At 44.4% G+C, this 25,288-nt stretch carries 17 protein-coding genes; 8 read left to right on the forward strand and 9 right to left on the reverse strand.

Annotated features, from left to right (window positions below; all coding sequences use genetic code 11):
- Positions 1-2: 2 nt before the first annotated feature.
- Together alsS and budC are read left to right on the forward strand one after the other, a co-directional pair.
- Positions 3-1,709 carry an acetolactate synthase AlsS gene (alsS, locus tag FKN05_RS09315; protein WP_170887372.1) on the forward strand — a complete coding sequence of 569 codons (1,707 nt, stop codon included), beginning with the start codon at positions 3-5 and terminating at the stop codon, positions 1,707-1,709.
- Positions 1,706-2,464 carry a meso-2,3-butanediol dehydrogenase gene (budC, locus tag FKN05_RS09320; RefSeq protein ID WP_099611009.1) on the forward strand — a complete coding sequence of 253 codons (759 nt, stop codon included), beginning with the start codon at positions 1,706-1,708 and terminating at the stop codon, positions 2,462-2,464. The genes alsS and budC overlap by 4 nt, the downstream gene beginning before the upstream one ends.
- Before the next feature lie 279 nt (positions 2,465-2,743).
- Here budC and FKN05_RS09325 read toward each other — a convergent pair whose 3' ends face one another.
- Entirely contained in the window at positions 2,744-4,723 is a 1,980-nt protein-coding gene (locus FKN05_RS09325; RefSeq protein WP_099611010.1) for a TonB-dependent siderophore receptor, read from the reverse strand.
- A 26-nt stretch (positions 4,724-4,749) separates the two neighbouring features.
- Between FKN05_RS09325 and FKN05_RS09330 the strand changes: the two genes are divergently transcribed.
- The 4 genes from FKN05_RS09330 to traF all read left to right on the forward strand — a co-directional run bounded on the left by FKN05_RS09330 (position 4,750) and on the right by traF (position 9,716).
- Positions 4,750-5,826, forward strand: a complete 1,077-nt coding sequence (locus tag FKN05_RS09330) for a helix-turn-helix transcriptional regulator (RefSeq protein ID WP_099611011.1) — start codon at positions 4,750-4,752, stop codon at positions 5,824-5,826.
- A 390-nt stretch (positions 5,827-6,216) separates the two neighbouring features.
- The gene (gene cspE / locus FKN05_RS09335) at positions 6,217-6,429 is read left to right on the forward strand and encodes a transcription antiterminator/RNA stability regulator CspE (protein ID WP_099611012.1); all 213 of its coding nucleotides are present in this window, start codon (positions 6,217-6,219) and stop codon (positions 6,427-6,429) included.
- Positions 6,430-7,120: 691 nt separating this feature from the next.
- Positions 7,121-8,494 (forward strand): DEAD/DEAH box helicase, encoded by a 1,374-nt coding sequence (locus FKN05_RS09340; RefSeq protein ID WP_099611014.1) that lies wholly within the window; start codon positions 7,121-7,123, stop codon positions 8,492-8,494.
- A 91-nt stretch (positions 8,495-8,585) separates the two neighbouring features.
- Positions 8,586-9,716: a conjugal transfer protein TraF gene (traF, locus tag FKN05_RS09345; protein ID WP_099611015.1), complete on the forward strand. Its 1,131-nt coding sequence runs from the start codon at positions 8,586-8,588 to the stop codon at positions 9,714-9,716.
- Between the two features lie 136 nt (positions 9,717-9,852).
- Here traF and FKN05_RS09350 read toward each other — a convergent pair whose 3' ends face one another.
- Both FKN05_RS09350 and FKN05_RS09355 read right to left on the reverse strand, forming a co-directional pair.
- Positions 9,853-12,378 (reverse strand): zinc-dependent metalloprotease, encoded by a 2,526-nt coding sequence (locus FKN05_RS09350; protein WP_170887373.1) that lies wholly within the window; start codon positions 12,376-12,378, stop codon positions 9,853-9,855.
- 143 nt (positions 12,379-12,521) lie between these two features.
- Positions 12,522-13,730, reverse strand: a complete 1,209-nt coding sequence (locus FKN05_RS09355; protein ID WP_161427833.1) for a NupC/NupG family nucleoside CNT transporter — start codon at positions 13,728-13,730, stop codon at positions 12,522-12,524.
- A gap of 661 nt (positions 13,731-14,391) precedes the next feature.
- Between FKN05_RS09355 and astB the strand changes: the two genes are divergently transcribed.
- Both astB and FKN05_RS09365 read left to right on the forward strand, forming a co-directional pair.
- Positions 14,392-15,735, forward strand: coding sequence for an N-succinylarginine dihydrolase (gene astB, locus FKN05_RS09360; protein ID WP_170887374.1), 1,344 nt, complete (start codon positions 14,392-14,394; stop codon positions 15,733-15,735).
- Positions 15,736-15,967: 232 nt separating this feature from the next.
- On the forward strand, positions 15,968-18,154 hold the full coding sequence (locus tag FKN05_RS09365) for a sensor domain-containing diguanylate cyclase (RefSeq protein ID WP_170887375.1): 2,187 nt from the start codon (positions 15,968-15,970) through the stop codon (positions 18,152-18,154).
- Between the two features lie 107 nt (positions 18,155-18,261).
- On the opposite strand, the gene FKN05_RS09370 is transcribed toward FKN05_RS09365, so the two are convergent.
- From FKN05_RS09370 to FKN05_RS09395, 6 genes are read right to left on the reverse strand one after another with little or no spacing between them, the layout of a single operon-like run.
- Positions 18,262-19,902, reverse strand: a complete 1,641-nt coding sequence (locus FKN05_RS09370; RefSeq protein WP_170887376.1) for a BatD family protein — start codon at positions 19,900-19,902, stop codon at positions 18,262-18,264.
- On the reverse strand, positions 19,902-21,794 hold the full coding sequence (locus tag FKN05_RS09375; protein ID WP_170887377.1) for a vWA domain-containing protein: 1,893 nt from the start codon (positions 21,792-21,794) through the stop codon (positions 19,902-19,904). Before FKN05_RS09375 ends, FKN05_RS09370 begins: the two co-directional genes overlap by 1 nt.
- On the reverse strand, positions 21,787-22,755 hold the full coding sequence (locus FKN05_RS09380) for a vWA domain-containing protein (RefSeq protein WP_170887378.1): 969 nt from the start codon (positions 22,753-22,755) through the stop codon (positions 21,787-21,789). The genes FKN05_RS09375 and FKN05_RS09380 overlap by 8 nt, the downstream gene beginning before the upstream one ends.
- Positions 22,742-23,227 carry a DUF4381 domain-containing protein gene (locus FKN05_RS09385; protein ID WP_170887379.1) on the reverse strand — a complete coding sequence of 162 codons (486 nt, stop codon included), beginning with the start codon at positions 23,225-23,227 and terminating at the stop codon, positions 22,742-22,744. Before FKN05_RS09385 ends, FKN05_RS09380 begins: the two co-directional genes overlap by 14 nt.
- A 4-nt stretch (positions 23,228-23,231) precedes the next feature.
- Complete coding sequence (locus FKN05_RS09390) at positions 23,232-24,161, reverse strand: DUF58 domain-containing protein (RefSeq protein ID WP_099611023.1); 930 nt, start codon at positions 24,159-24,161, stop codon at positions 23,232-23,234.
- 9 nt (positions 24,162-24,170) lie between these two features.
- Complete coding sequence (locus tag FKN05_RS09395) at positions 24,171-25,127, reverse strand: AAA family ATPase (RefSeq protein WP_170887380.1); 957 nt, start codon at positions 25,125-25,127, stop codon at positions 24,171-24,173.
- Positions 25,128-25,288: the final 161 nt, after the last annotated feature.

Consider the following 25,288-nt stretch of genomic DNA (forward strand, 5'->3'; position numbering starts at 1 on the left):
TTATGTCATCTCATCATGCCTTGCGCAATGGGGCGCAGTTAATTGCACAACAGTTAGAAACCTTAGGTGTTCGTTATGTGTTTGGTATACCCGGCGCGAAAATTGATCGGTTATTTGACGCATTTGAAGATACCCACATTCAACTGATCCCGGTCAGACATGAAGCCAATGGCGCGTTTATGGCGGGTATCATGGGCCGTTTAACCGGTAAAGCGGGAGTCACCTTGGCGACCTCAGGGCCGGGCTGTGGAAATTTAGTGACTGGTGTTGCAACGGCCAATGCCGAGGGCGATCCGATGTTGGCTATTGGTGGTGCGGTAAAACGAACTTACCAGCAAAAACAGACTCACCAGAGTATGGATACCGTGAGCATTTTTCGCTCGGTAACCAAATACAGCGCAGAGATCCAACATGTTGATGCGGCGAGTGAAATCATGGCTAATGCGTTTCGAATTGCCGAGTCTGGTCGTCAAGGGGCATGTTTTATTAGTGTTCCGCAAGATGTGTTAAGTGCTCAAACGAAAACCGATTTAGTCATCCCTCCCAGCTATCGCCCAACGGGCTATTCTGATTTAACGGCGGTTGAAGAGGTTGCCAATCGGATCAGTAAAGCACAGCGTTGTGTGGTGCTGCTTGGCCTACATGCAAGCGATCAAATGACCGCCTCTATGATCAGTCGATTTTTACAAAAAATGCAGTTACCGGTAGTGGGGACTTATCAAGCGGCAGGCGCGGTAGATATTAACTATTATCACCATTTTGCTGGCCGCGTCGGATTGTTCAATAACCAACCAGGAGATGTGTTACTGCAAGAAGCGGATTTAATCATCACTATTGGCTTTAACCCCATCGAATACGACCCAGAACTGTGGAATACGCGTCGTTGTCCGATTATCCATATTGATATTGAACCTGCACAGTTCCAACAGTATTACCAACCATGCATTGAAGTGGTTGGTCATATTGGAGCAACGTTACAAGCTCTCTGTACACAGATGACCGAATTTGCTTGTTTATCACCCAAGGCATTATCGATTTTAGAAGAAGTCACGCAGCAAAGGCATATTCTAAAAAACTATCCAATTAGGCAGCAAGCGGCGGGTTTTCATCCTCTGAGCTTGATTAAAATCATGCAGGCGATCATTACCCCCGATACGACCTTGTGCCTTGATATGGGGAGTTTTCATATTTGGATTGCGCGCTATTTAAGCTGCTTTCGAGCTCGGCAGATGTTAGTTTCGAATGGTCAGCAAACCATGGGCGTTGCGCTACCTTGGGCGATTGCCGCGAGCCTATTAAAACCGGGACATAAAGTGGTTTCAGTTTCTGGTGATGGTGGCTTTATGCAGTCGAGCATGGAGTTAGAAACCGCAGTGCGTTTAAGATGCAATATTGTGCATATTATCTGGGTTGATCATGCTTACAACATGGTCGAAATGCAGGAACAACAAAAATATCAACGCAGCTCGGGGGTAAAATTTGGCCCAATTGATTTTCAAGCTTACGCGCAATCGTTTGGTGCGCATGGATTTGCTGTGACCCAAGCGGATCAATTAATGCCTATCCTTCGCCAAGCCATGGAAGTCGAAGGGCCAGCAGTTGTCGCGATTCCAGTGGACTATTCAGATAACTACAAATTAATGCAGGCTCGTAGTGAGCAGCATCAAGATCCTATTTTTCAAATCAATCATGAAGGAGTTTTGCTATGAAAGGGTTAACCAATAAAGTCGCGATCATCACCGGTGCCGCTAATGGCATTGGTTTAGCGATTGCACAGCGTTTGTATGATGAAGGCGCTCAGTTGATGCTAGCTGACTGGGATCAAGAGCAATTGCTGAATGCTTTAGAGCATTTTGATAAGGCTCGTGTTGCCGCGCAGAAAGTAGATGTATCCGATGCCCAGCAAGTGACCGCCTTGGTTCAAGCCTGCGTTGAGCGCTTTGGTCAACTGGATATTTTAGTTAACAACGCGGGGATTCATATTCCCGGAACGGTACTGGAATGTAGCGTAGAAGACTGGCAGAAAATTTCGGCAGTCAATATCGATGGGGTGGTTTACTGCGCGAAATTTGCCTTACCAGAGTTATTGAAAACCCGTGGCTGCATTGTGAATACCGCGTCAGTTTCTGGTCTAGGTGGTGACTGGGGCGCTGCATTCTATTGTGCAACGAAAGGCGCTGTCGTCAATTTAACGCGTGCGATGGCACTAGATCATGGTTTAGACGGTGTTCGTGTTAATGCGGTATGCCCAAGCTTAGTGAAAACCAATATGACCAATGCTTGGTCGGATTCAGTGCGAGATAAATTTAATGAACGTATCCCACTAGGGCGAGCCGCTGACCCCAAAGAGATAGCAGCGGTAGTGGCATTTTTAGCCAGTGATGATGCTTCATTTATCAATGGTGTGAATTTACCGGTTGATGGTGGCGCGACGGCTTCAGATGGACAACCGAAAATCGTGTAACGTGTTAGTGGCGGTTGAGGACTATGTTGATATATCGGTGTATCTGCAACAAAGACGGATTTCATTATCAACGCGGCCTTGAATTTGTCTCATATTATCGGCACGTTACACGCAAAATGGCGACATAACACCATGAAGTATTTTGCTATGTGTCCAGAATGTTGATTGATCAGATATGGTTAAACTCCTCGCATAAAAAGCCCGCCCCGTGCCGGTCTCTTGATCACATTTCTAGATCAAGAAACCGGCACGGTACGGGCTTTTATGGTGCCTCAAAAATTAGAATTGATAAGCGGCGGATAATTTATAACTACGGCCTGGTTCTTTATCATCCAAGGTGAAACCTCGTGCTGCACCAAGACGTGATGCGTGAGAGGTATAAGTTTCATCGAATACGTTGTCGATACCGAAGGTCAGCACTAAGTTTGGTACCGTGTATGGCGTCCATTGCGCATAAAGGTTGTGCACATCGTAACCTTCTTTTTTCGCGCTACCTTGAACCACGTTATCTTCATCTAAGACGATAATAGAGTTCCAGCCAAATAGCGTATCAATTGAATCAGCTTGGTAGCTCAGTGTTAGCGCTATGCTGTCACCCATATCGGCACTGGTGTCATCCGCATTGAGTAATGGCCCGCCATTGGTTAAATCTTTGGTATCTGATCGAGCGTACGCAAGCTTTGTGCTCAAGGCTTGATAAGTGTAGGTGGTGCTAAGTTCAAAACCTTTCACTTCCACATCACCGACATTGCTGATGAGGTAATTATTGTCTGTACGAATATGGTCATTAATTTTGGTTTTAAATAGGGTAAGGTTTGTACCGATGAAGTGTTCGCCAAACTGTTTGTCAAAGCGTACACCTCCTTGCGTATTGAGACCAGTTTCTGCTTTGATGTTATCCGCTAGATAAGTAATATCTTGATAGCGAACAAAAGTCTCTAGTAGTTCTGGGCCTTTAAATAGTGAACGGGCATTGGCAAATAGAGTCCAATTGCTATTCACATCCCATTCTGTACCGAGTGACCAAGTTAACCGGTCAAAGTCTTTTTTACCGGTAACGGCCTTGCGTTGAAAGTCATCGAAGCGTAGGCCGCCAGTGAGTGACCAAGCCTCAGTGGCGTATAATTTATTTTCTGCAAATGCTGCGGTAGAAATCGTTGATTCTTTCATAAAGGATGTATTGCCATAGCTGGCTTTACTGGTTTGATCGATGTAGTCCATCCCGTAGGTAATTTGGTTACGAAGATTGGCCAGTTGATAATCTGACTGAAAGAGAGCATTAATACCCACATTGCGATTTGTGGCGGTATTGCGCGATACGCGGTTACTTGGCCAAGCGCCAGCCATCACGCTTTCATCACGATCGATTTTGGTTTGGCTACTGTAGAGCGTCACTTTACCTTGGTGTTGTGCTGTCTTCAGTTCATATGATCCAGTAATGGTATCGCGATCATAATGGGTTGGAATTAAACGATTTTGACTCAAACCTTCATTTGCGCTGCCCGCCATATCAGCTCGTGGCCGGTAATCACCTTCATCACGATACGCGTCATAAGCAAGCTGGAAACGGTGTCCATCGCTTGGCTCAAAACCGATTTTAGCAAGAACATTATAGGTATCCCCTTCAACACCAAAGGTTTTTTGACCATCACCCTCTTTGAAATCACCGCGGGAGATGCCTTGAACATATATCAGTGCATCGATAGTCTGATTCAATTGACCATAAACAGTCACGGAGCCTTGTCGGCTATTATTAGAAGAATAACCACCAAACACGCGAGTACCGAACGTTTCACTTCCTACCAACAAATCTTTGGCATTTTTGGTTTCAAAATAGACTGCGCCGCCAAGACCACTTTGAGTGACGGAGTTATTACCGACCTGAACGTTGGCAGATTTTAAAATATCAGGGTTCAAGGTTAAGTTACCGACATGGTGGAACATATTGGCATGTTGAGAAGCGCCATCGAGACGAATATCTAGATCGGTTTCACCCAAGCCACGAATATTGATTCGTTGATTCACTGAGTGTGTTCCTCCGACGTCGACACCTGGAATATCACGTAGCAAATCTGACATATGATCTGCTTGTTTGAGTGATAAATCATCGGTCGTCAGCGATTCTGAGCTGCTTGATACTTTGGTTCCCCAAACGACAATATTGTTCTGATCTGGTGCGGTTTCTTGTTGAGCAAGGGCGTGGGTTGATATTGCTGCGGTGATGGCAAGCCATAACGCTGACTTATTGCAAATATCCATACTGACTTTAGTCCTCAAAAATACAAATGATAATAATTCGCATGTATGTTAAATTGAGAGCCATCGAGAAAAAAGTTGAACAGATTATGCAAAATCGCACATCAGTTATGGAAAACAAGCACAGGCCTGCTCAGCAAGTAATACGACAAACGATTACTTTAGCGCGTCATGTCATCACCGATCAGGATGAGGTCATCATTGCTCAGCAATCCAATCAGCCCGTAATAGCGCGAGGTCGATTTATTGAATACACCAGCCCAAGCGGGTTTACCTTGCATGGCGGTTGTAGTCATGAACTGATTGATTGTGATGTGGTGACGACCAGTGCACCGGCCTTGGTGATAATCCTTTTAATGGAAGGAACGTTAAGTTTTGCTTATGACGATCTTAAGTTTAATTTGTCGGCTAATGTTGAGCCTCAAGCGTTGATGGTGAATGTATTGCAGCCTTGTATTTTCCATCGTCGCCTACATCAAGATATGCAAGTACGTAAACTCACCATCACCTTACCGCAGGACAAATTACAACCATTTGCAGTCCAAGAGTGCCCGCTGCATCATTTTATTCAACAAGATAAAGTATTCACGCATTTGATGCTGGCTACCGATAGCTGGCAAACTGTAGCGAACTTGCTTAATAAGCCTGAGTCGCAAACGCTCAGTTGGCATATTACCCGAGAGGCGATGAGTTGGCGATTGATCCAAGACGTCATGCTACAGTGCTCGCTAGCGACGGTTGATCATCGTTCAGCGTTACCTCGCGATGAGCCAACAGAAAGTGTCATTGACGATGTCCTACATTACATTGATCAGCATCTCTACGATGAGCTTAGCTTGGCTAAGCTTGCAGACCAACATGCGATGAGCGTCTCTACTTTGCAGCGAAAGTTTAAATATCGCCTTAATATGACGATGGCACACTACATCCGCCATCGTCGTCTGCAATTCGCGCGTCAGAAACTAGAACGCGGTTTAGTGACGATTACCGAGGCGGCTTATGAAGCAGGTTATTTACACCCATCCAACTTTACGGCAGCTTTTAAAAAAGCGTTTGGTTCTTCCCCTCAGGTTTTTCTTGAACAAACCCCATTTAGTACAAGGTGAGCGTAAGGCGTTCAACTTAATAAAACCGGTGCTCATGGGGATGATGAGAGCCATCGGTGGCTCTCATCAAAGGCCAGCCTACGGCTGTTCAAAATTGTGCCAGACAAATTTATCACTCATTTGCCGCCGACCTGCAACTCCACGTTGTTTGGGGATAGCAATAAAGCATTTAAATAATGCTTTACATCATAGACTATTTGATTAATAATAGCTTCGCTCTGTTGTTCAGAGTTATTAATGAAAAATAAAGTGTAGTAAAACCCTCAGAATATCTTCGTCACCGTTGCAATCCTCAGTGTTTCCCTTAGCTTCATCGTTACATTCAATAATTCAAGCTCAGTGCATCGCATTTTGCGGTATATTTTATGAATTTTAAATTAAGGGACACATATGTCTAATAAAACAACTGGTTTAGTAAAATGGTTTAACGAAGAGAAAGGCTTTGGCTTTTTAACTCAAGATAATGGCAATGCTGACGTATTCGTTCATTTCCGTGCTATTGCTTCTGAAGGTTTTAAAACCTTGACTGAAGGTCAAAAAGTTTCTTTTGATGTAGAGCAAGGCCAGAAAGGTCTTCAAGCTGCGAACGTTGTTGCTCTATAATCGTATTGTAGGGTGTTAATAAAGTAATTTTATTGGCACCCATATTGACTGCTATAATTTTATTTATACACACACCATAAAAATATTAAACATTTCTTACATCTACCTCTGTGTTTTTGTCGTTACGTTCCTTATTTTCTTCGTTGCATTATTATAAATAGATTTATTTTATTAAATATTTTAGAGCGAGCTATATAATTATATCGCTTTAAAATGCTTAAAAAGCTAAGGATGCTTATGTCTCGTTCTATTGGTCGTAAACGGTTTTGGTTTCAACAGCGATCACAACAAAATACCATGAATAAAAGTAAAAAAATCGAAGTTCATCAATGATTGTTCATTTCTTTGTTAATCAACATCACTGGAGTTCTGATATCCATCAATTAAATAGTGATGTATTGACTCGGCATGTTTTAGCTAAAGCCAATGTCGATACTTGTATTCATTTCACTTATTGTGAGCAAACTTGCAAAGGCGAAATAAAAAATACAAATAATCATTTAATTGGATCCTTTTCGGTTTGTTAGTGGCGTCAGGTTGACGAAAATTCGTCAGGCTTTACTGATGACATGATCAAGGCGTTTCGGTTGATAGGCAATTAACGGTTGCGACTCAATCGTAAAGGCCTCAGAATGGCCGCCTTTCGTGGCCATGCCACGTTGTTTATTTATATTACTATTGAGAATTATATATGAGTTTTACCTCGCTTGGTCTGTCTGCACCAATCCTGAAAGCAATTCAAGAGAAAGGATACGATACACCTTCTCCTATCCAACAGCAGGCGATTCCTGCGGTATTAGAAGGTAAAGATGTCATGGCGGCAGCTCAGACCGGAACAGGTAAAACAGCGGGTTTTACATTACCAATTCTTGAACGTTTATCGAAAGGCCCGCGGGTTCGAGGTAATCAAGTTCGCGCTTTGATTTTAACCCCAACCCGTGAATTAGCAGCACAGATCCAAGATAATGTTTTTATGTATGGACGTCATTTACCGCTCACCAGTGCTGTGGTATTCGGCGGAGTGAAGATTAACCCGCAAATGCTGCGTTTACGCAAAGGGGCGGATGTATTAGTGGCCACGCCGGGACGTTTGATGGATTTATATCATCAAAATGCGGTGAAATTTGATCAGTTAGAGGTTTTAGTCCTCGATGAAGCCGACCGTATGTTGGATATGGGGTTTATTCGTGATATTCGTAAAATCTTAGCATTACTTCCAGAAAAACGACAAAATTTACTCTTTTCTGCGACGTTTTCCAGCGAAATTCGTCAACTGGCGAAAGGGCTTGTAAATAATCCGATTGAAATTTCAGTTAGTCCAGCGAACTCTACGGCCAGAACCGTTGAGCAATGTATCTATCCTGTTGATGTAAAAAAGAAAGCACCAATGTTGGTGAAATTAATTAATGATGGGAATTGGCAGCAAGTTTTGGTGTTTATGCGCACCAAACACGGTGCAAACCGCCTTGCAACTTATCTAACTGAGCAAGGGATTACCGCGGCGGCGATTCACGGAAATAAGAGCCAAGGCGCTCGTACTAAAGCTTTGGCGAACTTTAAATCTGGTGAAGTGCGGGCATTAGTGGCGACAGATATTGCTGCTCGTGGCATCGATATTCCTCAGTTGCCGCAAGTGGTCAATTTTGAACTGCCTAATGTTGCCGAAGATTATGTGCACCGCATTGGCCGAACGGGCCGAGCTGGTGAAGTCGGTAAAGCGATTTCCCTTGTCTGCGCGGTAGAAGCTCCAGAATTATTTGCCATTGAACGTTTAACTCAAACGTTACTAACTCGGATAACGCTAACTGGTTTTGAACCCGTGAATGCATTGCCAGAGTCCAAATTAGATACGCGTGCGAAAAAACCTAAAAAACCGAAAAAGTTGAAAAATCTCACCTCTGTATTGCCAGAAGTGAAATCGGCGCAAGGTACGCCAGAGGGGAGAAAAAACCGGACTAGCCAGCCTGAGCGCCGTCATACTCCGAGAAGCGCAATAAAGCCGAAGTTTCAGCGAGGTTCTGGAGACACCAACCGCCGTGTTCAACCGAGCCGTGAAGCCTCTTAGTTTTTTAGACACGAATCTCGATTTTTATCCCTCTCCTGTCTCGAATGTATTAATCTTATGGATGAGTTTTTAATTCAGGATTGTAAAGAATATGAAAAAATACACACAACTGGCAGTGGTGCTGGGCGTATTGATGAGTGGCAGTAGCTATGCAGCAAATATGGTGGCTGATGCGAGAGGGAATGCAATGGGAAATACTGGGGTAACAACCTCTAATTACTTATTAGCGCCTTTTTATAATCCCGCGCTGACGGCTGTTTATCAAAGTCGAGATGATTTTGGCGTATTGTTGCCTGCGGTAGGGATTAATCTGCGTGATAGTGATGATAACCTGTCAACGATTGATGATCTACAAGATACAATCAAAGCGTTTGAAGCCGGGGATATATCACCTGCGAATCAGGCCCGCTTAAGTCGTTACTTAGATGAATTAAGCACCAATAAACCTTTTGCGGTATCGGGTGGTTTGGGGGTTGCAGTCGCGATTCCGATGAATAAAATATCGCTGAATTTTTTCTCGCGTGGTTATGTGGAAATTCAAGCCGATGCGCAGATAAGTCAGGATGCTGATATCGAAGATCGTTACCAAAATTCTGCGGTTGACTTGATGGCATTCGGTTATTCCGAATATGGTCTTGCTCTAGCCAAGACAATAACCTCGCGTGGCCATCATTGGGCTGTCGGTATTTCTCCAAAAGTTCAACAGCTTAAAACGTACCATCAAACGTTTAGTGTGCAAGATTTTGATCTTGACGACTATGATCAGAGTGAGGTGAGCAAAAGCGCCTTTAATCTTGATTTAGGGGTGGTTTATTTTAAAGACAATTATCGCGCGGGTATTGCGGTAAAAGATCTCTTTAGTCAAACCATCGCAACTTTTAACGATCAGAGTCATTATAAACTCGATACTCAAGTGACCATTTCTGGTGGCTATGTATCGGATTTTTTCACCGCAGCTATTGATATGGATGTGACCAAGCAATCACGCTTTGAGGGAAAAATCGATGATACTCAGTTTTTGCGTTTCGGTGTCGAGGGTAATGCATGGGGTTGGGCACAATTGCGCGCAGGGTATGAAGTTGATCTACAAGATAATTTAGACAATACGGTTACCGCGGGGATTGGTTTTAGCCCGTTCAGTGTGGTTCGTTTTGATCTTGCAGGAAATTACGCGGGTAAAAACCAGTTGGGTGCCGCCGCTAATATTTCATTTACCTTTTAAGCGGCTGAGCGACTAGCTTAACAAAGCCACTAGATTAAAATGGCCCAAAGCCGCTGGTGTATACCTTAACGGCTTTGGGCCGAACACTTCAAACTTTCTCTGGTCGGTTATCCCTCATTCCTCATTTTGGGGTATTTTATTTTCGCGCTTTATCTATCATTTGATTAATAAACTGATAATGATTTTTCACTTCATCACTCACATGTCTCGATATGCGCATTTTACGAATTGCGTTGAGTTGAGCTAAGGCTTCAGATCGAGTCACAAAATCATGTTCACTTCCACTTTCTGGATCGAGATTCGCGATTACAATCAAGCGCTGTACATAACTGACTTGTAACATTTGGCTAATGGTATTGACCTGTCTTGCATCGACAAAAATAGCCTGAGTTAACTCACTCAGCATTTGATTCACAGTGTATTGATTACCATACAATTGGCTATCACTCAGACGCATCGTGACGCTCGGATGCAGTAAATGATCGAGAATTATTTGCTGCATCACAAATAAACGCTGGTGAGGTTTTGGATCTTCATTCATATTGTATCGTTCAAAGCCGCGTCGTTGCGGTTGCATATAATTGAGCAGCGGCATCATTTCTTGCAAGACATCAGGGGCAAAAACATAGCGTGCTAAGGTGCGCATCGCCCGTTGTTGCTCGGCGAGCGGTACCGGGGTAAACGGTTTGACGGCAGATTGTTGTCCAACCACTGCTCGTTCGACATAAATACCGCCAATATAGCGCGAAACCACATTAGCCTGATTAAGGTAGTGGTCAAATAACACATTAGCGCTGCTTAATAGTTGCTGATGGGATTGGCCCGCTACCCGGGTTGTTTGCAACAGTTGAGGATAAGTCTGTTTAATTAGCTCAAAACGTTGCGTGGCATAGGTAATGGGATCTGAGCTATGTGCGCCAATCATTGCGCGTGGGTCGATATGTACTCCAGGTAAACGCATATCATCTGCGTCGTTAGCAAATGCCAATTCAGGTTGATGAGAACGTTGGAGAATACGCTCTAAACGTTGAGATTCTTGCTCAGCATCAGCCAGTGCGGGTGAGTAACCATATTCAATCGCCCAAATATCGTAAGGCCCGGGTGAGTAACTGTAATAATCACCTTGAACAATACCCACTGGTGCTAAGTTAATCGGTGCGTAATCCATGACTGATCCAGATAAGACCCCTTTAGTGAGCGATTTATCATGAATTTGGGTATTATCCCATAATGAATGGGCTTTCATATTATGGCTTAGCCCAAGAGTGTGACCAATTTCGTGCATCACCAAATGACGTAAACTTTGCTGTAAGCGCTCATTATTGGCAAACTGTTCCCCGCTAGGCAAGCCATACGTTGCGTTTGCCATCAGCAAACCTTGATGTAAAGAATCAGCCGCAGAGCAATGTACCTGTGGCCCGTTAACCATGTGAGAGGGCGATGATTTTAGTGGTGCAAACACTTGCCCTGTTCGCCAAACGTTAGTCAAAAAGGCATGTTCTAACATAATGTTAGCTGCAATAATCTCACCCGTTAAAGGATTGGCCAGGGAAGGGCCGTAACCGCCAAATGATGGTTGAGGTGAAGAGGCCCAACGCAAGACATTATAGTTAATATCCCCAGCTTGCCACTCAGCATCGTCAGGTTGTTCTTTAACGACCAGAGCATGTTTAAACCCGGCAGCTTCGAACGCGATATTCCAGCTTTCTACACCTTGACGAATGGCGTCTCGCCATTCATAGGGGGTGGTATTTTCTATCCACCACACGATCGGTTTGACCGGTTCGGAGAGCGCTTGTTCGGGGTGTTTTTTCTCTAAGTGCCAGCGATTAATGACATCGCCATAAGGTGCCCAACTGCTCTCCGTCATTCGATCAAACGACTGTGTAAAGTAGCCTATACGAGCATCATCGGCACGGGGTTGATAATTATTGTCTGGTAAAGCAATTAATGAATGCTGGAGCCGAATCTGAGTGATCCGCGCATCGGCTTGTGCGGTAGAGTAGTGCTGTGGCTCATTGTTCAAAAACACGTAATCTACCACGATATCGACATTACGTGGGTAGATACGTTCAGCACTAAAACGTGAGCGATGCTCAAGTAGATCGCCCATTATAAAACCTTGTTCTATTGAATGGTTATCTAATGTTGGGGTCAGTTTATGCAGCGCATCGCTAATGAATAATCGATCAGCACTGAGTAAAATATTTCCCTCTTCTTCGGCGATAATGGGCAAGGTTGCCAACGTAGCTTGACTAATATTGGCGTTAGCTGCACGAGAGAGCGGATGATTCACGTCAAATTGAAAGCGAGGATTTAATGCCACGATATCAATTCTATCAAAATAGCGACGAAACTCGATGATGCGGGTTTGACGATAGTTGCCCCGGAAATGTCCCGTTTCGACAATACCATCTAGGCTTTGGGCGAGATAAATCATCGGATGATGGAGTTGTGATTCGTGGATAGAAAACAAGGTTTCACCGGTAATTTGATCGCGATAAAAGTTAAGAAAACCCTCCTTATGGCTCATGGTTTCTACAATATTGCGATAGCTTAGTGAGTGAGCATCTGGCGGGGGGCTTGCTGACACAGGAAATGAGATCAAGAGCGCACTGGTGAGTAGTGCAACGACAGTTTGTTGACGAAAATGCATTATCATGCGGAACGATCCTTTATTATTGGAGATAATTCTCCCCATTTGATGCACTAGCAATTTGGCTTGTTACTCAGGTTGACACTTACGGGACTTGATACGGGCCAAGCCATCGATAAGGAAGGACAACGCCTTCCTTATTCGATATATTAAAGGGAAATAAATAAGCCAGCTAAACAGGCACTCATTAAGTTAGCAAGTGTACCTGCGACAACGGCTTTTAAGCCCAAGTTTGCGACTTCTGCGCGGCGCTCTGGTGCCATCACCCCTATAGAGCCTAATTGGATAGCGATTGAACCGATATTAGCAAAGCCGCATAACGCAAAAGTAATGACGACTTGGGTATAGCTTGATAGCGTTTCTCTTCCTTGAATAAAATCAATAAAAGCAACAAATTCATTCATAATGACTTTTTGCCCGATGTAAGATCCAGCCTGTACCATTTCATTCGCTGGTATTCCCAAGATCCAAGCGAGAGGGGCAAATACATAACCCAATAATAATTGTAACGTGATGCCTTGCATACCGAATAACTCGGCAAAGCTTTCCAGCCCAGTATTGACCATCGCAATGACACTGACAAAAGCGATTAGCATGGTACCAACCGCAACCGCAACCTTCATACCATTCATCGCGCCACTAGCTAGCGCATCAATGACATTACTTTGTTCACTACCATCAATGTGTACGTCCGTTTGATCGCCGGGTTGTTCGGTTTCCGGCACGATTAATTTGGCCATCAATAAGCTACCCGGTGCAGCCATAAAGCTTGCGGCAATCAAATATTTCAATTCGATGCCTAAGCCAGCATAACCACCAAGCACACTCCCTGCTACAGAAGCCATGCCGCCCGTCATAACGGCAAACAGTTCTGAACGTGTTAATTTAGGCAGAAAAGGTCGTACTAATAATGGTGATTCGCCCTGTGATAAAAAAATATTACCTGTCGCCACTAACGATTCCGCTTTACTGGTTCCTAAAAAGCGCTGTATGCCGCCGCCTAACCAAGCGATCACTTTCTGCATAATGCCTAAATAATAAAGTGCAGAAATTATGGCGCTAAAAAAGATAATGATAGGTAATACCCGAATCGCAAAGATAAAACCGGTATTGGCTAAGTCACCAAAGAGAAAAGCGATTCCGACATCGGCAAAGCCGAGTAGGCTAGCGACACCTTGGCTCAATGCACCTAGAGCCGCTTGTCCCCATGGGAAGTAGAGGACTAGTGCAGCAAAACTAATCTGGAGTAGTAAGGCGCGTGAAACGGTTTTCCAATTAATAATCGAGCGTCGTTCAGACAGCAGGTACGCTAAAGCAAGCAGTACTAGCATGCCTAGTAAGCTAAAAAGAATATTCATAATAGTTTTCGATGAGTTGTGTCAATAAAAAGGGAAGAGTTGCGATAGAAATAAAAGTGGAGAAACAAGCAACGGCACTGACTTGCAGTGAAGGATAAATAAAAGACCCATGCGGTCGCCTTTGTTTGTTCATAAAGCACCTTTACAAGCAATGTTAACGAGCCGGTCCCCTCCTAGGGTCATTCACTATTCCATATGACAGCTTGTATTGGTGAGTTCGGATAACCACCGAGCGCGGAGTATAGCGGTATAAGAGGTGACTTTCATCACATTTATTCAGTAATGAAAATCACTATTACTTTTTCTATTTGACGGTGCGGCAGTATTCGCTACGTCCATTGGTCTCCATCCTATGGTGACTTAAATCTATAGAGACGGGTTTAGGAGCGGTACTTTGTAACTTATTAATTAACGTTATTTAGGCATATTGATGGGAAGAGATCGGGTAACAAAGTATTTGGCTGAAGAGGAATGAATAACAGCGTGGTTGTTTGTTTTTTGTTAAAGAATTTGTGTTTTTTTAAGTCTTTACTTTATTATCACCGTTGTGTGGTGAAGAATAAAGATTCATCAGGTGGTGTAAAATGGCATGATTCGCCTCAATGATATTCAGTTCACCATAAAATCGATGAATAGAACCTTAGTCAAAGGAGTGCAGGTAATGCCGACTTATGAAGTGAATTTTGATGGTTTGGTTGGGTTAACCCATAATTACGCTGGGCTGTCATTAGGTAATCTCGCCTCTACAGCGAATCAACATGCAGTGGCAAATCCTCAGTTGGCGGCCTTGCAAGGGCTGAAAAAAATGAAAGCACTGGTCGATATCGGATTTAAGCAAGGGGTGCTTCCTCCACAAGAAAGGCCCTGCATCAATAGCTTACGTTTGCTTGGCTTTTCTGGCACTGATGCGCATATTTTAGGCCAAGTCGCAAAAAAAGCCCCGTACCTTTTAGCAAACGTGAGTTCGGCATCGGCGATGTGGGTTGCGAATGCTGCAACAGTTTCTCCATCTGCTGATACGCAGGATAATAAAGTTCATTTTACGGTGGCAAATCTCACCAATAAATTTCATCGTTCGATAGAGGTAGAAACGACGAGACAAGCCTTACAAGCGACGTTTCGAGCAAAAGAACACTTTGTGCATCATACACCACTACCTTTGCAGGCGCAGTTTGGTGATGAAGGCGCTGCCAACCATAATCGTTTATGCGCTGATTATGGTAAACCGGGGGTTGAAGTTTTTGTGTATGGACGGCAAGCATGGGGAGGGAGTGTTGAGCCCCGCTATTTTCCCGCGCGTCATACTCGTGAAGCGAGTGAGGCGATTGCTCGCCTACATCAATTGGCGGATGAACATTGTGTGTTTGTACAACAAAACCCACAAGTGATTGATCAAGGCGTCTTTCATAATGATGTGATTGCCGTGGCCAATGGCCCAGTGCTTTTTTATCATCAGCATGCATTTCTTGATAAATCACGTGTATTTGAGCAAATTACTCGCCAATTAAGCCAGTTTGAATGTCAGTTTGTGCCGATTGAAGTACCAAACCATACCGTCTCCGTTGAGGAGGCCGTGAGGACTTATTTGTTCAATAGTCAGTTACTGAGTAAAGTTGATGGAAAGATGTTGATGATTGTACCAGAGGAGTCTCAGCAACATACGCGTGTTTGGGCTTATTTAAATGATTTAGTTAGCAGCGGTGGCCCGATTAATGAAGTAAAAGCGTTTGATTTAAGAGAAAGTATGGCAAATGGCGGTGGGCCAGCTTGTTTGCGGTTAAGGGTAGTACTTAATCAACAAGAATTGGCAGCCACTAATCCAAATACTTTGCTGGATGATCATCTCTATCACTCGCTAACCCGTTGGGTGAAAAAACATTATCGAGATCGATTAACGGAAGCTGATCTCGCTGACCCTGTATTACTTAACGAGAATCGTACCGCTTTGGATGAATTGACTCAATTGATGGACTTAGGCTCCCTTTACCCATTTCAGCGTGATTAATTAAACGGAAGCATCACGAGAGAGTGTCTCACTATTGATACTTTTGTTGATTTTATTGCTAGGGAAGGGGATTAAAATGGAAACAACCTCTCAAAAATGTTGCTCTGCTCTAAGATAAATAAACCGGTTTACATGATTTGCGGCGCAGTTAACAGAGCAGTACATAAGCCATTGAGTTACCGTGTGCTATTTTCTAATTTTATAGCAAGGTCACTTGATTTAGGCGCCCACCATGCTTTCTCGAACGCTCTCTAAACCGCTTTCGGCTTGTCGAAATTATCGCATGCTGGCTGACGTTATGTTTTCCTTTTTACAGCAACAACTTTTACCCCAGGCGATATTGGTCTTTTACCCTCCATCGGTCACTCAGCGTTTTGAATGTTTGTTTAAATTAGGGCAGCCTTTAGAGGTCACCCATTACCCAGACGACTTTTGGACTTGGGCTGCTCAGTTTGATTCATCGGACTCACTGATCCCCTTTGCGACCAATCCTTGCCAATGGAATTATAAACAACTGATTGCTGAAGAAACTTACTTATTTACGTTAGATAACCATAATGAGCGACGTGCCTACCTTGTGTTAGAAGGCGTTAATGAGCAGCGTGTCGCTCAGATGATGGCTGCGGGAGAGTTAGAGTGTCTGCACTTGCTGGCCGCTCGATGGCAGTGTATTCGAGCAGAAACAGACGCGGCAACCGAATTTAAACTGCGTGATCGACGAGAAGCCAAATATCGAGATGAAATTACTGCGCGGGAAGCATTCATTGAGAATATGAAGTGTGTCCATCAACTTGCGATCACTTTATCCAATCCGGAAAATTTGGATGCACTTCATCGGGCTGCCGTTGAAGCAGTTAGGGATAAGCTAGGTGTTGATCGGGTCGCTTTTTTTTTACTGGATATGAAAAAACGCTGCTTTAATGGAACCTATGGAACCTATGGAACCTATGGAACCTATGGAACCAATGAGCAAGGTGTCACCATTAGTGAACATCATAGCCAATACGACCTACATCAATTAGAAGCACGCTACATTGAAGCGATTTCAGATGGGCATTCTACACTCGTTATTGTCGATGACGCGCCACTCTATACTGACGGAGCCGTCGTTGGGCAAGGCTGGAACGGTATGTTATTGCTTCGTGATGGGGAAGAGGTGTTTGGTTGGTTAGCCATGGATAATTTTATTCATCGTCAGCCCATTAGTGATTATCAAAAACAGATGTTGGAATCGTTTTCTTCTTTACTGGCTCAGATTTACCTACGTAAACGGCAAGAACAGAATATTCGTATCTTACATGCCAGTATGGTCGAACTATCACGTTGCTTAACGGTGAGTGATGTATGTAAAACCGCCGTTGCTTTTGCGATAAAACGGATGGGAATTGATCGCATGGCGGTTTTTTTAACGGATGAAAAATGTCATACCTTACAAGGTACATGGGGCACTGATATTCAAGGAAATATTGTCGATGAACGGTATTTTCGTACCTCAGCGCAAGACAATGAAATCGTGCTTTTAGCTAAAGCTTCTCCTAATGAAGTGGTATTTAAAGAATCAGCGCCGATTTATCATGACAATAACATCGTTGGATTCGGCTGGACAGCGATGACCATGCTAACAGATAACGACGTACCACTGGCTTTTATATCGGTTGATAATTTAATTCGCCGCTCTCCTTTAACTTCTCAGTTAAGGGAGGTGATTCGTATGTTTGCTTCAAACCTGACCGAAGTATTGATGCGAGCGAAAGCACAGCAAGCAATCAATGAGTTAAATGCAAACCTTGAAAAGGAGATCTATAACCGCACTCGAGAGTTGCAGAAAGCGAATGAAAAGCTGGAACGATTAGCGAAAATGGATCCTTTAACGCGGTTAGGTAATCGAAGAATGCTGACGCATTTATTGGAGCAAATCTGTGAGCAGTATGATGTGCAGCCCGTTGATTATGGCGTTATATTACTAGATATTGACCATTTTGGTTTGTTTAATAACCACTATGGACATTTAGAGGGTGATATTGCCCTGATGCGTATTGGTAAAATTTTAAGCCAACACACTCAGTCAGATGGCGAGCAATTTTGTCGTATCGGGGGAGAAGAATTTGTCTTATTACTGGTTGGACATAGCGCACAAAAAGTACATCAATTGGCAGAAAGTATTCGTGCAGCGGTTGAACAGGAAAGCATTCCACATTGTGCTAGTCCCGATGGTTCTTGGTTAACCATTTCTGTTGGTTATTGTGTGGCTAACTTCCCAGCCAGTGAAATTCAATTTGAGCGTATGTACGCCCAAGCAGACAAAGCACTCTATCAAGCAAAGCATCAAGGCCGTAATCGTGTTATTGGTGAAACTTTGCTCACCTCATCGGCGCTTGATGCCGCTTGTCTACCAATCTCAAATCAACCTGATCGGTAATATTTTACGCTTTCTCTCACGCTCATCTTCTTTAATTTGATCGCATTTTGTTGGATAAAGAAGCTACAAATGTTTTGCTCATTGTCCTCAATGATGATGGCTGAGAATCATAATTTCGCTAAGGGGTGAGTCGATTGGCTCTGTCGTTGTGCCTGCTGACGATGAATTTGATTAATCGCTTGTTTTAATTGTTCAATATTTGCAGTTTGGCCATTCGCAGAATAAAGCTGGGCATGGTATTGCTGAAGTGCCTGTTGAAGCGATATTTTTTCAGCGTTGCTGAGATCTAATGTCTCCATCCATGTTTTTACTGCATGACTGATCATGATCCCGTCTTGTTGTGCTAACGCCTGCTGTAGCCGTTGCCAGCTAGAGTTTGATGGCGCAATGATCGGGTTTGTCGCTGTGCGATCCTGTGTAGTGGATGAGTGTAAACGCCAAGCAAGGAATGCTGTCATTAGCCAGAGTAGAGCAAAGAGCATTGTTAAGTAAGGCCACCAGCCTGAGTCTTGGACAAGATTCACCGAGCTAGAGGACGGTTGTTCTGAGTTGATGGGTAAGATGCTTACTTCTTCATTCTCTGCGACGATTAAGGTTAAGCCTGATGCTCGAGAAACCTGTTGCTGTTTGGTTTCGGTATTCCACCAATTGACAGTAATTTCTGGCAAGGTCACTTCGCCAGGTTGGCGTGGAATTAACACGTGTTTTACCGTCATAACGACTTGACCATTCTCTTGAGTGGTCAATTGCGGTTTTTCTTCATACACGCGTACTGCGTCTGGATAAGAGACGGTTAATTTAGGCAGTTGTTCTGGGCTTAATCCAGTCACTTGCATGGTTATTTGCCGACTGATTGTCTCTCCGACTTGAAGGGAATAAGGTGATTGTTCAATCGGCGCGCCTTGGCTATCTTGCCACTGTTCCGTCAGAGTGAGCTGAGAGGTAGGCAGCCAAGCACCTTGATAATCAGCTGGCTTATCTTCTACGGTTATTGCATAGGTTTTGGGCGTGGTCTTAAAAGGGATGATCCGAGTGGCGTTATCATAGTGATTACCATAAATAAGTGAGCCTTGGAATATGGCCTCGGTTAAATGAAATTGTCCCGCTTTCTCTGCCGTTAGGCGAAAATCTTGTTCTAGCACAGTCACTTCCACTCCCCCTAGCACGGTTTGGTATTGCTTGGTTTCGTTAGCTTGAGTGATCGTCATTCCTTCAACAGAGGGAGGTGTCAGTTGAGGGTTTTGCAGCCGACGTACCTCGGTTTTGATCAGCAATCGAATATGCAACAGGGCGCTTTCTTGTGGATAAAGCTTATCTCGTGAAAGATGACTGTGCATCTCAATGAGTTCATCGATATTGGGTGCTTGTTGATCAACGGTGACTTGGATGGCAATGGGTTGAGTGGTTTGTCCATCCAGCTCAAAACTGGGAATAGTCAGGATACCGAGTCGATTAGCGGCCAGAGAAAGAGTCCATTCACTATGCTGGCTGCGTTTGCCATTCATGATATTTACTGAAGAGGTAAAACTAGGGCGACTGGTAAAAAAGTCGTTGTCCAGTTCGTGAAAATCAATCGCATCCGCTGTCGAGGGTTGATCACTAACGATGCGCAGTTGAAAGACCTCATTTTGTATCACTTTGTTTTTACTGACAGTGGCATATAAGGTGGCCGCATGGACAGACAGACTTAGCATACTTAGTAATACGATTAGCCAAAGAGCAAATCGACGTTGTAACAATTTAATCATTACCACTTTTTACCTTCTGTTGTTGGAGCCGGTTTATTTTTTGCTTGCAGATAAAGTTGTGCGCGTAGCAAGCGGCTCGGGTCACGGGTACTTTCCACTTGTTCAAGCTTTCGCATTTGAGGATCGACATCTTGAGTGCTGCCCTCACTAGGCTCTGGGGTTGTATTGATATACTTGCCCTTGTTTTCTTGGGAGTTCTCCGGTTTAGCTTCCGCTTGTTTCGTATTGTACTGTTGATTTTTTAATTCATCGCTCTGATCCATCTGCGACTGCTCATTTAATGCGCTTTGAGCTTGTGATGATGGATCGTGTTCTGTGGGCCGTGAAGGTTGAGATTGGTCTACGGCTTTTTCCGCTTTATGTGCTGGATTATCCGATGAGGAAGAAACGTCTTGACCTTGCTCTTTACCCGATGAAGACTTTTGTTGCTGTTGCTGTTGCTGTTGCTGTTGCTGTTGCTGTTGCTGTTGCTGTTGCTGTTGCTGTTGCTGTTGCTGTTGCTGTTGCTGTTGCTGTTGCTGTTGCTGTTGCTGTTGCTGTTGCTGTTGCTGTTTCAATGCCTGCTCAACCTCAGCGAGGTTATGCTGAGCATCTTGATGATTGGGATGGTTTTTGAGTATGGTTTGGTAACCTTGGGCGGCTTTTGCTAACTGGCCAGCTTGCGCGTAGGCATTTGCTAGGTTGTATTGGGTTTGCTCATCTGGGTTGGCAATGCCTTCCCAGCTATCGATAGCGGCTTGGTAATTTCCCGCTTGGTAATGCGCCGCGCCTTGCCATGCTGGTGAGGTAAAGAGTGTCGCGGCAGCATCATAATCGCCTCGCTGGTAGGCTTGCCACGCCTGTTGATCTTGATTTAACCAAGCAGAGGCATGAGCAGGATTAGGAACGGCAGTGCTACCAATACAGAGTAGGAGAGTGAATAGAACACCGCGCCGAAAGAGCAAGAGGGCAGGGATAATTAACAGCCCTACCAGCCAATAACCATTATTGATGGCATCGGTTATCTGAGCAGTATCCGAGCGTTGCTTGATCTCAGTTTTTGGGGCATCAGTAACACGCAGAATATTTTGTACATCTTGATCATCATTACGATAAGCGACAAAATGACCTCCCACTTGTGAGGCGAATGTTTGCATCGCAATCATATCGGTTTTTGCTATCACAGGTTGCTGTTTCTCGTCTTTTAGTAGGCGGCCATCATTTAATGTGATTGGTGAACCATTGGCACTTCCGATTGCCCAGAGGGTCAATCGCCACGGCGTTCCATTGAGGAGGGTTTGGATCGATTGGCTTTCTTGTGCCGATAAATCATCCGCGACCAGAATAATATCCCCTGAAGCTAACTGCGCTTGCTTTAACATGTCTATCGCAAGTTGCACACCTGCTGCTGCATTTGCCCCAGGAAAGGGCATGATATCTGGTGACAAGTTTGGTAGTAGATTGGCGATTGTTGCCGTGTCTGTGGTTAAGGGGCTAATGCTATAAGCATCGCCAGCATAAGCGACTAACCCCGTATTGCCTTCTTGCCAGCTAGCGAGTAAATCTAATACTTTGTAGCGAGCCTGAGAGAGTCGGTTCGGTTTAAGATCACTGGCATACATCGATAATGACATATCCATGACCACAACTCGACCAGCACTATTGGTATAGCTGGGTCTGGTTTGTTTTTCAAAGCTAGGCCCAGCTAAGGCGAGTGTGGTGATTAGCCAACAAAAGCTTACCCCTGTCAGCCAAAGGTGGTGATGCCGTTTATGGCTAACGCCCAACGCTTGTGCCAAGTGAGGGGCAATTAATGACTGACCAGGAGAGCGATAAAAGAGCCAGCCTAATAGCCCAGCTAAAGGCAGCAAGGCCCACAACCAAACAGGATAGAGAAACATAAAATCAACCATACTGTCTCCTTACAATCATTAATACCACGGAAAACAATAAAGCAGCAGCCAGTGGATAGTGAAACCATTCACTTTGTGGACGCCAAGTTTGGGTTGCTTGACTCAGTGGTTCTAACTGATTGATGGTGTCATAAATCGTTTGCAGCTCTTGTTGATCACGGGCTCGAAAATATTGGCCACCGGTTAATTGAGCGATTTCTTGTAACGTTTTTTCATCCAGATCCTCTGCGGTATTAACGCGGCGAGTCAGCAGAAAATCTCTGATCGTCATTTCACCAGCGCCGACCCCAATTGTATAGATGGTGGTACCATAGTGTTTTGCGATCTCAGCGGCTTCAAGTGGATCTAATACTCCAGCATTATTGCTGCCATCACTGAGTAAAATCATGACCCGCTGCGGAGCGTCACTGTCAATAAAGGTTTTTGTGGCAAGTCCAATGCCATCACCTATCGCGGTTCTGGTTCCAATTAATTTTAAGACCGCTTGATTTAATTGCTGTGTAATTGTGGTGCGATCGAAGGTCAGAGGAGTCTGCAGGTAAGCATGGTCAGCAAAGAAAATCAGCCCTAATCGATCTCCCTGCCGTTTAGCAATAAAATCACTGAGTACCTGTTTGACGGCTGTGAGGCGATCCACATATTCCTTTCCGAGTTGCATATCTTGCTGATTCATAGAATAGGAAAGGTCAACAACCAGCATCACATCTCGTTGTTGAGTCGTCACCGATATAGGGTCTCCATACCAAACTGGGCGAGCAGCCGCGATAATTAGGCAGACCCACATGGCGATGACGGGGCCTTTTATCCGCCACTGCTGTTGGCTTGCAGCATGGCTATCAGTTGGTAAATAAGCGAGTGGAATCGCCGCCTGTTGTGGGAGCGGCGAGACAAAATGATAGACCAAAACAGGTAATGGAAGTAGTAATAAAAACCACCACCATAAAAACTCAATATTTGCCAAGGTTCCTTAAACTCCTCTTTTTCGGTGGCAATGCCTCACTGATCCACAATTGGCAGTCATTAATTAACTGATCGGGATGAGTCACCGGTGTTTTTTGATATAACGCTTGCTGCCATAGGGAGACATTAGGTACAAAGCGCGATTGACCTAATTGGGTATCTAAAAAGGTGTACCATTCATGGCCCGTCAATGGTGCGATGTAGTCTCGTGGGTAATAGCAAAGTGCTGTTTGTCTGAGTAACTCCATGGCTGCAGAGGGTGTTTGATAGCCACTCGTTTGACAAAGTAGGCGTAGAGCCGTTTTTTGGGGAGCGAGACGTTTTTTTCTCCATATTAGTAGTGCAATCATCACTAGGCTGATGATAAAAATCACCGCTAGGCTGGCCCACCACCCCCAGGCTAAAGGCCACCAAGAAGGTTGAGTCGGGAGGTGGAGTGGATTAAGGCTTAAAGTGGCTGACGGTTCCTGCATCGGTTTAGAGTCCAGATAATTGTTGCAACAAAGGCCGATCACACAAGAGTGAACGGTAGTCCATTGCCTGAGATTGGCTCAATGATTTTAGTTTTACTTTTTGAGATTCAAAGGATTTTTTGATGCCTAACCGTGTATTATTTGCTGAAAAGTTGAGCCAGCGCGTCTGTTGTTCATTCTTTACTCGTGCGATTCCTCTAAAATCGGTCTCGCCTTGCTCTAAAGGATCGATGATATGTACCATACGAACTTGGTTGCGCTGACTCAGTTGGCTAAATAGCGGGGTTAACTCGTCATGATAACGAACAAAGTCACTGATTAAGACCACTTCACTACCTTTAGGGCAAAGGCGGTTCAATGCCAGAAGCCCTTCTCGCATTGAGGTGGGCGTCTGGGTTATTTGGGATAATGCTTGTTGTTGACCATTGACCAAATTGGCCATGATCTGTAATGCCCCTTTGTGGCGAGCCGTTGGCTTCAATTCGAATTGTTGAAAGCCAAGGTCAATAATTGCTCCGATCCGGTCGTGCTGAGCTACCGCGAGCCAACTGAGTAAGCTGGCCAAATGAGCGGCTAGTACCGACTTAAAGAGCAGGGTTGAGCCAAATTGCATCGAGGTACTCAAATCTACATATAAAATGACCGGCTTTTCGCGCTCTTCACAAAACAGTTTGGTATGTGGTTTGCCTGTTCTGGCTGTTACTCGCCAATCCATGGCTCGAATATCATCGCCCGGCTGGTATTGACGTACTTCTGCAAAATCCATCCCTCGTCCCAGCTGTCTACTTTGATGATGCCCTAATAGTTGAGACCATAAACTTTTTGCTGGCGGTAACCATTTTATTGCATGCTGCTGATAAGGTAATAGTTCCTCAAGGCAAAGGTGAATACCATCTGCATATTCTGGGAGAGATAAGCTTAACGAATTGACCATCGTAGTGCCTTAGGCGCTGCCAACCAAAGAAAGTAAATGAGCTATGACCTGATTCGGATGAATGCCTTCTGCCTGAGCTTGATACGAGAGAAGTAATCGGTGACGCAACACTGGGAAAACCATAGCTTGTACATCTTCAGGGCTAACAAAATCACGGCCATTAAGCCAAGCGTGTGCTCTAGCGCAACGATCCAACGCTATCGTCGCCCGTGGACTCACTCCCAACTCAATCCATTGTGCGAGCTGCTGGTCATATTCTTTAGGTTGACGCGTTACCATGACTAAGCGAATTAAATAATGTTCAATGGATTCGGCCATATGAATATTAAGCACTTCTTGTCGAGCTTGAAAAATTTCGGCTTGAGTGATCATGGGGGCGCGTGCGGAGGTTTGTCCCAGAGCTTCTCCTCGATTGAGGCGTAGAATGGCCAGCTCATGTTCAGCATCAGGATAATCGACATCAAGATGAATCAAAAAACGGTCTAATTGGGCTTCTGGTAGCGGATAGGTTCCTTCTTGCTCAATAGGGTTTTGAGTCGCCATGACCAAAAACAACTCGGGGAGACGATAAGTCTTTCTTCCTGCGGTAATTTGTTTTTCCGCCATCGCTTCTAGCATCGCCGCCTGTACTTTAGCCGGAGCACGGTTAATTTCATCGGCTAATACCAAAGAGTGGAAAATAGGCCCAGCTTGAAAAATGAACTCTCCTGTTTCTGGTCGGAAAATATCTGTTCCTGTTAAATCAGCTGGGAGTAAATCAGGGGTAAATTGAATGCGATGAAATTCGCCCTCAATACATTCAGCGAGACATTTTACCGCTCTTGTTTTTGCAAGTCCTGGTGGCCCTTCTACTAGAATATGTCCATCTGCGAGCAGGGCAATCAATAACTGCTCAACTAAGGCTTGTTGACCAATGACTTGCTGGTTCAAATAGGTTTGTAGTGATTGAAAGGTGGATAACTGCATTTAACCCGACTCCCGATTAGTAATTCAGCCATTGGTCACTGTATTTATCGAAAAGTTCCTATCAATAAAAGCGGAATGTTCATTTTACTGTCTGATTGGTTATCATGTATACAATCTGGTTATCGGTTGCAATATCAAGCGGTTTAGATAGTTAGATATAG

Source organism: Vibrio sp. 1-1(7), assembly GCF_013048485.1.
Classification (GTDB): domain Bacteria; phylum Pseudomonadota; class Gammaproteobacteria; order Enterobacterales; family Vibrionaceae; genus Vibrio; species Vibrio fujianensis.

Excerpts from the sequence above, each read along its gene's own strand:
- alsS (WP_170887372.1), top strand. The coding sequence starts at position 3 with ATGTCATCTCATCATGCCTTGCGCAATGGGGCGCAGTTAATTGCACAA.
- budC (WP_099611009.1), top strand. The coding sequence starts at position 1,706 with ATGAAAGGGTTAACCAATAAAGTCGCGATCATCACCGGTGCCGCTAAT.
- FKN05_RS09325 (WP_099611010.1), bottom strand. The coding sequence starts at position 4,723 with ATGGATATTTGCAATAAGTCAGCGTTATGGCTTGCCATCACCGCAGCA.
- FKN05_RS09330 (WP_099611011.1), top strand. The coding sequence starts at position 4,750 with ATGATAATAATTCGCATGTATGTTAAATTGAGAGCCATCGAGAAAAAA.
- cspE (WP_099611012.1), top strand. The coding sequence starts at position 6,217 with ATGTCTAATAAAACAACTGGTTTAGTAAAATGGTTTAACGAAGAGAAA.
- FKN05_RS09340 (WP_099611014.1), top strand. The coding sequence starts at position 7,121 with ATGAGTTTTACCTCGCTTGGTCTGTCTGCACCAATCCTGAAAGCAATT.
- traF (WP_099611015.1), top strand. The coding sequence starts at position 8,586 with ATGAAAAAATACACACAACTGGCAGTGGTGCTGGGCGTATTGATGAGT.
- FKN05_RS09350 (WP_170887373.1), bottom strand. The coding sequence starts at position 12,378 with ATGATAATGCATTTTCGTCAACAAACTGTCGTTGCACTACTCACCAGT.
- FKN05_RS09355 (WP_161427833.1), bottom strand. The coding sequence starts at position 13,730 with ATGAATATTCTTTTTAGCTTACTAGGCATGCTAGTACTGCTTGCTTTA.
- astB (WP_170887374.1), top strand. The coding sequence starts at position 14,392 with ATGCCGACTTATGAAGTGAATTTTGATGGTTTGGTTGGGTTAACCCAT.
- FKN05_RS09365 (WP_170887375.1), top strand. The coding sequence starts at position 15,968 with ATGCTTTCTCGAACGCTCTCTAAACCGCTTTCGGCTTGTCGAAATTAT.
- FKN05_RS09370 (WP_170887376.1), bottom strand. The coding sequence starts at position 19,902 with ATGATTAAATTGTTACAACGTCGATTTGCTCTTTGGCTAATCGTATTA.
- FKN05_RS09375 (WP_170887377.1), bottom strand. The coding sequence starts at position 21,794 with ATGGTTGATTTTATGTTTCTCTATCCTGTTTGGTTGTGGGCCTTGCTG.
- FKN05_RS09385 (WP_170887379.1), bottom strand. The coding sequence starts at position 23,227 with ATGCAGGAACCGTCAGCCACTTTAAGCCTTAATCCACTCCACCTCCCG.
- FKN05_RS09390 (WP_099611023.1), bottom strand. The coding sequence starts at position 24,161 with ATGGTCAATTCGTTAAGCTTATCTCTCCCAGAATATGCAGATGGTATT.
- FKN05_RS09395 (WP_170887380.1), bottom strand. The coding sequence starts at position 25,127 with ATGCAGTTATCCACCTTTCAATCACTACAAACCTATTTGAACCAGCAA.